The sequence below is a fragment of the Variovorax sp. P4_D9 genome (genome assembly GCF_056401695.1).
In genome coordinates this window covers 1-6,752 of the sequence record NZ_JBFUIU010000500.1, presented here as the reverse complement: position 1 = coordinate 6,752, position 6,752 = coordinate 1, and the positions used below count along the sequence as shown (strand labels likewise).

The 6,752-nt window shown below is 65.4% G+C and carries 4 protein-coding genes and 1 pseudogene; all 5 read right to left on the bottom strand.

Going from position 1 to position 6,752, the window contains the following annotated elements; genetic code table 11:
• Positions 1-2,729, bottom strand: a 2,729-nt coding sequence (locus AC1DY5_RS36665; RefSeq protein WP_478119393.1) for an ATP-binding protein, incomplete at its 3' end; no start/stop codon positions are given.
• A 155-nt stretch (positions 2,730-2,884) separates the two neighbouring features.
• A complete protein-coding gene (locus tag AC1DY5_RS36660) occupies positions 2,885-3,685 on the bottom strand; it encodes a response regulator transcription factor (RefSeq protein WP_478119392.1) in 801 nt (266 codons plus the stop codon).
• 99 nt (positions 3,686-3,784) lie between these two features.
• Positions 3,785-4,527 (bottom strand): annotated as a pseudogene (locus AC1DY5_RS36655) (enoyl-CoA hydratase-related protein).
• A complete protein-coding gene (locus AC1DY5_RS36650) occupies positions 4,520-5,512 on the bottom strand; it encodes a 3-hydroxyacyl-CoA dehydrogenase NAD-binding domain-containing protein (protein ID WP_478119391.1) in 993 nt (330 codons plus the stop codon). Before AC1DY5_RS36650 ends, AC1DY5_RS36655 begins: the two are co-directional and overlap by 8 nt.
• A 16-nt stretch (positions 5,513-5,528) precedes the next feature.
• A partial coding sequence (locus AC1DY5_RS36645) for a CaiB/BaiF CoA transferase family protein (RefSeq protein ID WP_478119390.1) occupies positions 5,529-6,752 on the bottom strand: 1,224 nt, incomplete at its 5' end.

Below are 6,752 nucleotides of genomic sequence, written 5' to 3'. Positions count from 1 at the left end.
CGGCAGACCAACGTGCCGAAGAGATGCATGTCGCTGACGAAGGACGCCCTGCCGAGCTGCACCATGATCGTCATGGCGGCGTGCATCTCGGGGTTCTCCATGAACGGCAGGTCGGCGAGTCGCTCGATCTCGCGAACGCCCATGGCCTCGCACAGACTGTCATACTCGGCTCGCATCCGGTCGGCATCGCAGCGGTCGGGAAACTCCTGCCCCAGCAACCGCAGTCCCTCGAGCGCCGTGCGAACCGTAAGATCATGATTTCCGCGCATCATCTGCAGCGTCATCCGCAGCACGACCGCTTGCGCGCGATCGACGTTCGAACGCCCCCAAGCGAGCAACTCGTCGACGAGCGCGTCAGCGTCATCGAGATTGGCGCGACTGATCTCGCACTCCGCACGCTCGCGGCGCAGTGCGAAAGAAAGCTCGTGGTGATGGTCCCCTTCGCCCTCGCCCAGCGCCTCCAGGCCGCTGGCGAAATATCCACACGCCGCGGCGTACGCCGTCGACGCCTTGGCCTTGCGTCCCGCCTGCAGATTGAGCTCGGACACCATGACCCTGTCACACCGGTCGGAGAGGGCGGCTAGTCCCGCGTTCATCTGATTGGCGATGTCGAAGATGCGTTCCGCAGCCTGCTCCGTCGTCAAGCCGTCCGCCAGCGTCCTGCCGATCTGAAGGTGCATCGCACTGCGCGAGCTGGCGGGGATGAGCGCATAGGAGGCCTCACGCACGCGGTCATGGAGGAAGCGGTATCTCGCGTCGTCGACCAGGATGACGCCGGCATCCACGGCGGCGACGAACCGGCGGTGCATCAGCCGCTCCGGTGGCGCCAGCAGCGCCAAAGTCTGGAAATCCGCCCGACTTCCGAGGCATGACAGCATCTTCAGTAGTTGCTGCGTCGGTGACGGCAGGCGCTCGAGGCGTCGGACCACCAGGTCCACCAGGTTGTCGGTGAAACCTTTCGCACCGATCCTGCTCTCATCCCACGTCCAGTCACTGGCGACAGCGTCGAATCTCAGCAACCCTTCTTCCTCGAGGCTGGCGAGGAACTGTCCGGCGAAGAACGGATTTCCGCCGGTCTTCCCATGCACCAGCTCCGCCAGGTTGCGCGCTCGGGAAGGTGCGACTTGCAGGGCATTTGCARCGAGCGCAGTGAGGTCAGCTATGCCCAGAGGACCGAGAACCAGCTGTCCGACGTTTGCGCCACTGCCTCGGATCGATGCAATGGTCGACATGAGCGGATCGTTCGCCGCGACCTCGTTGTCGCGGTAGGCACCGATGAGATGGAGATGGCGGGTGTCGGGATGGACGATGAGGTATTCGACGAGCGCGAGCGTCGCCGGGTCCAGCCATTGCAGGTCGTCCAGGAAGACCACCAACGGACGCCCGGCCCGCGCGAAGGCAGCGACGAAACGCTGGAACACGGACTGGAAGCGGAGCGTGGCTTCCGCCCCACCGACCTCCGGCAGGGGTCGCTGCGAGCCGATCAGAGCCTTCAGCTCGGGGAGCAGCTCGAACAGCAAGCCTCCCTGTACGCCAACGGCCTCGCTGATCGAGCGCCTCCAGTTGGCAAGTCCCGCGGCATCGCCGACCAGGATCTGCCGGAGGAGCGCTCGGAATGGATCCGCGACGGTCGAGTAAGGCGTGTCGCGCTGCCGGAAGTCGAACTTGCCGGAGACGAAGATCCCGCGCGCCGGCTCGATCTCGTTGCGCAACGCGTTGACCACGGAGGACTTGCCGATGCCGGAGTACCCCGAGACCAGCGTCACTTCGGGCCTCCCACGAGCGACGACCCGCTCGAAGGCGGCAAGAAGCGACAAGACTTCGGCCTGCCGCCCGTGGAGCCTCTCGGGCATCTTCAACCGTCCGGAGACATTGGGCGAGTCGGGTCGGATCCCGCTGATTCGGCCTTGCGATTCCAGTTCTTCCAGGCACGACCGAAGGTCTGCTTCGAGCTGACCCGAGGTCTGGTATCGCCTTTCCGGCGCCTTCGCGAGCAACTTCCTCACGATCGCCGAAATCGCAGCCGGCACGGACGGCCGCCGCTCGGACAGCGGCAGGGGCTGATGAGCGACGTGGCGATGTATCCATTCGAGGGGATCGGATGCCTGGAACGGCAGCTCGCCCGAAAGCATCTGGTAGAACACGACGCCCAGGGCGTAGAGGTCGCTGCGCGAGTCCACCGACCGGTTCATTCGTCCGGTCTGCTCCGGAGCCATGTAAGCCAGTGTGCCCGCAATCACGTCGGGGGGGCCGCTCACCTGCACGCGCGGCTGGCGCGACGCAACGGCGAACCCCGTCAGCCAAGCCTTGCCGGACCCCGCTTCGATCAGGATATTGCCGGGCTTGAGGTCCCTGTGGATCAGCCCGGCGAGGTGCGCGCCTCCGAGCGCAGCAGCAATGCCGATCGCGGTCCGCAAGAAGTCAGCCGGCTCCCAGGGGTGACGAATCCGATGGCTCAGCAATTGGCCGCCCGGATCGGTCAGGAGGAGTACCGGCCGCTGCCCCTCGGTCACCAGCGCGATCGGACGAGCCGACCACTGCTCATGCAGCAAGTAGCGCAGAGCGAACTCGCGCTCGAGTCGTCTTCGTCCCTCGTCGACCACGTTGGCCGTGACGGCGACGGTCAGCAGTGACGAGCCGTCGGCCCCTGTCGCACCTCGATACAGGGTCAAGCCGCCTTCCTCGCGGAGAATTTCGAGGCCCTGCGCCGAAGAGATCAGGGTAGACATGGGAAGCGTTACAAGCCGTTGCGACGGTCAATGCCCTCGGTCATGCTTTTCTCGTGGAGCCGAACTGCGCCAATGGGGTGGTGCCTATGTTACCGCCTCGACGGGCCAACCGTTTTACGGCGAGTACGGCCACACAGGGCCGTACGTGGGCAGGTTCAGGCTCCCAGTGGAGCGACGCTCGGGACTGGACGATGCGTGCCCGCGGCAAGAAACCCGTTGGATGCCTCTGCTTTGCCACGCACAGTTGCATGGCGCAGGATTCCCCGTCGTCCTGCCGCAGCGGCGGCCTCCGTGCGACTGCGCACCTGCAGCTTTTCGAACGCCGATCGCAAGTGCGTCTTCACCGTTCCCACCGAGATGCCCAGCCGCGCAGCGATGTGCTTGTTGCACAACCCATCGGTCACCAGCGCGAGCACGTCTTCTTCACGCGCGGTCAGGGGTTCGGCGGTGAGGCTCTCCGCCAGCTTGGCCGAGACAGAGTGACTCAGATGGCATCCACCCCGGGACACGCTACGCACGGCGCTCACCAACTCTTCGCCGGTCGTGCCGAGAAGCAGATAAGCGGCCGCGCCCAGCGCCAAGGCTTGCCGGATTTGCCACTCCCGCTCCGAGGCAGTGACGATCACGACTCTCGGGCGCCGCGCGCCCTTTCGCAGCTTGCCCACGAGGTTCAACACATGCATGCCGCTCTCGAGGTCCGCGATGACGACGTCGCAGCACAGAAGCGCGTCGTCATCCGGGGGAATCGTTTGCACGGCGACGTCATCGCAAACCGCCAACGTGCTTGTCAGGCCGGCGCGAGTCAGAAAGTTGTCGTGGACGACGACAACACGGGTCCGTTGCGGGGACATCACGAACTCATTGCGGGCGTGCGCGAGCGACGCAGCCCCCGGTTCTGTCGATGCGTGGCATTTGTCATCCGGAGGGGAGAACACGGGGTCGTTGGAGAGTTCCATGGGCACCACTATCCGGCTCCCGTCTTCGGGATTGAATCCCCCGGATGGGGCACGGATGATCGACCTCGGCCAAGCTCGCCCGGCACGTCCGATGCATGCTCACCGTCCGCTGAACAGCGGCCGCCGTCGCTCCAGGAAGGCCGTCGTGCCCTCGCGCTTGTCGCTCGTGCTGGCACACAGCGCGAACGAAGCGCTCTCGAGTACCAGGCCTTGCGCCTGCCCGGCCTCCAGCCCGTGGTTCACGGCGTCCATCGACAATCGAACGGCCAGCGGTGCGTTGGCGATGATCTTCAGCAGGACTTCCTCCGCGCGCGACATGAGTCGCGCCGGCTCGACCACCTCGTTCACGAGCCCGATGCGATGCGCCTCGCGCGCATCGATGTTCTCCGCGGTCAGGATGATCTGCATCGCCCTGCCCTTGCCCACGAGGCGCGGCAGTCGCTGCGTATCGCCGAATCCCGGCGTGACACCCAGCTTGACCTCGGGCTGCCCGAAGCTGGCTTTCTCCGCAGCGATGCGCAGCGTGCACGCCATGGCCAGCTCGCAGCCGCCGCCCAGCGCATAGCCGTTGACGGCCGCGATGACCGGCTTGCCCAGGGTTTCGACAAGATCGAAGACTGCCTGTCCGTGGCGCGTGAACGCTTGCCCGCTACGAAGGCCTTGTCGCTTGCGCCGGTCACGATGACGCCGTGCACGGAGGAATCGTTCGCCGCGTCCTGCAATGCATGCTGGATCTCCGCGAACGTGGCCTGGTTGAGCGCATTCAGCGCCTTGGGGCGGTCGATCGTCAGGATCGCGATCGGGCCGCTCTTCCGGTAGTTCAGGTTCTCGAATTCAGGCATGTGGTTCTCCACCCGTGCGAGCGCGGACCGCCAGCAGCCCGAGCAGGTCCTCGTCGCGTTGTGTGGCCAGGTCTTCCAGCGACCGCGTGCCGGCTTCCTCCAGAACGCCGGCCACGATCTTCTTGCGCAGTTCCGGCGTGATCTCGGGCGACCCCAGCACCTTCCACCAGGCAGTCATCGGCCCGGTGAACTGGTCGAAGAAGTGCTCGATGCCACCTTCGCCGCCGCCCAGGTGGAACAGCAGGTTGGGACCCATCACGCCCCACCGCAGACCCGGCCCCCAGCACACCGCGGTGTCAGCGTCGCTCACGCTCACGACGCCGCTCGCGACCAGGTGAACGACCTCTCGCCACAGTGCGGCCTGCAGGCGGTTGGCCACGTGTCCAGGCACTTCCTTGTGCAACCGGATCGTGCGCTTGCCGAGCGCCGTGTAGAACTCGGCGACGCGGCGGATCGTTTGCTCCGACGTCTTGGCGCCACCCACGATCTCCACCAGCGGTATCAGGTGCGGCGGATTGAACGGATGCCCGATCACGCAGCGCTCGGGATATGCCGGACAAGCCGCCTGGATTTCACTCATCGTGAGGCCGGAAGAGCTCGAAGCGATGATGACCTCGGGCGGCAGGAGCGCGTCCAGTGTGCCGTAGAGGGAGCGCTTGAAGTCGATACGCTCGGGACCATTCTCCTGAACGAGGTCGGCCGTGGCCACCGCCTCCGCCAGGTCTGTGGTGAAGGACAGTCGACCCGCTGACAACCGCGACTGCGCACCCAGGCGCTGCAGCGCCGGCGCCGCGTTGCGAACATACTCGCGCAGACGATCTTCGGCGCCCGGGGCGACGTCGGTGGCGATCACCTCCAGACCGTGTGCGAGGAACAGCGCCGTCCAGCTGGCGCCGATCACGCCCGTTCCAATGACGGTGACGCGGCTGATGGTGGTGGGCGATGTTCTTGTCGTCGATGTGGCTGTGTTCGTGGTTGTGGCCATGGTGTTCTCCCGGGAGTCATTTCGATTCTTCGCGCACGACACCAGCCGCTGCAAGCTGTGCCACCTGTTCGTGGGCGTAGCCCAACTCGATGAGCACCTCGGCGCTGTGCTCGCCCAGGCGCGGCGCCCGAGAGGGCGCCACCTTGCGCACTCCCGCGACCTGCACGGGGCTGTTGACCGTGTGAGTGGCGCCGATCGAAGGATCATTGATCGGCGCAAGGATCTCGTTCTCCAGCATCTGGGGGTCACGGATGATCTCTTCGGCGACCTGCACGACGCCATAGATGACGCGTCCTACGTCCAGGACCTTCTTCCAGTGGTCGAGAGATTGGGCGCCGAACACGGGATCGAAGATCTCCACCAGCGCGGCTGCATTGCGGGCACGCGCGGGACCGTCCACAAAACGCGGGTCATCCAGCAGTTCCGGCATACCCATCGCCTTGGCAAAGCCGGGCCAGTCCTTTTGCTGAGCTGCCACCAGCAGCAACCATCGGTCGTCGGCGGTGCGGTACGGATTGAGCAGGGCGTTCGGCGGACGCTTGCGGTTGTGCTGGCCGAAGAACTTCGCGCCATGAAGCGCGCCTTCGATCCACGTGGCTGCAGCCCATGCGCCTTCGGCAATCAGCGACGTGCTGACATGGCTGCCCAGCCCAGTCCGCTCGCGACGGTACAAGCCCGTCACGATGGCCGAATACAGCGTGCTCGCGGTCGCGTGGTCTCCGATGCCAGGAATGGGCAGTGTGGGCGGGCTGTCCTCGTCGTGCGTCACCTGCATCAGGCCGGTGCGCGCCCAGTACGCGGTGATGTCGAACCCTGGCTTGTCGGCCTCTGGCCCTTTGGAACCGTAGCCTGTGATGTCGGCATACACCAGCCGCGGATTCAGCGGCGCGATGGCCTCGTATGTAAGTCCGAGCTTGGCCTTGACGCTCGGCGGAAAGTTGGTGACCAGCACGTCGGCCCATTGCACCAGCCGGGTGAGAACTTCCTTCGCGCCTGGACTCTTGAGGTCCAGCGCCAAGCTCCGCTTGTTGCGGTTGGTGAGCTGCCAAGCGTAGTTGCGCTCGGAAACCGGGTTGGGCGGCGTGACGTAGAAGTAGCGATAGGGATCGCCGGTGTCTGGCGGCTCGACCTTGATCACGTCGGCGCCGAAGTCCGAAAGGATCGTTGTTGCCGCAGGCCCCGCGATGTAGCTCGCAAGATCCACGACCTTCAGGCCGGAGAAGACATTGAGTTCGTGTGC

Bases quoted from the DNA above. Each gene is read 5' to 3' on its own strand.
- AC1DY5_RS36650 (WP_478119391.1), bottom strand. From the start codon at position 5,512: ATGGCCACAACCACGAACACAGCCACATCGACGACAAGAACATCGCCC.
- AC1DY5_RS36660 (WP_478119392.1), bottom strand. From the start codon at position 3,685: ATGGAACTCTCCAACGACCCCGTGTTCTCCCCTCCGGATGACAAATGC.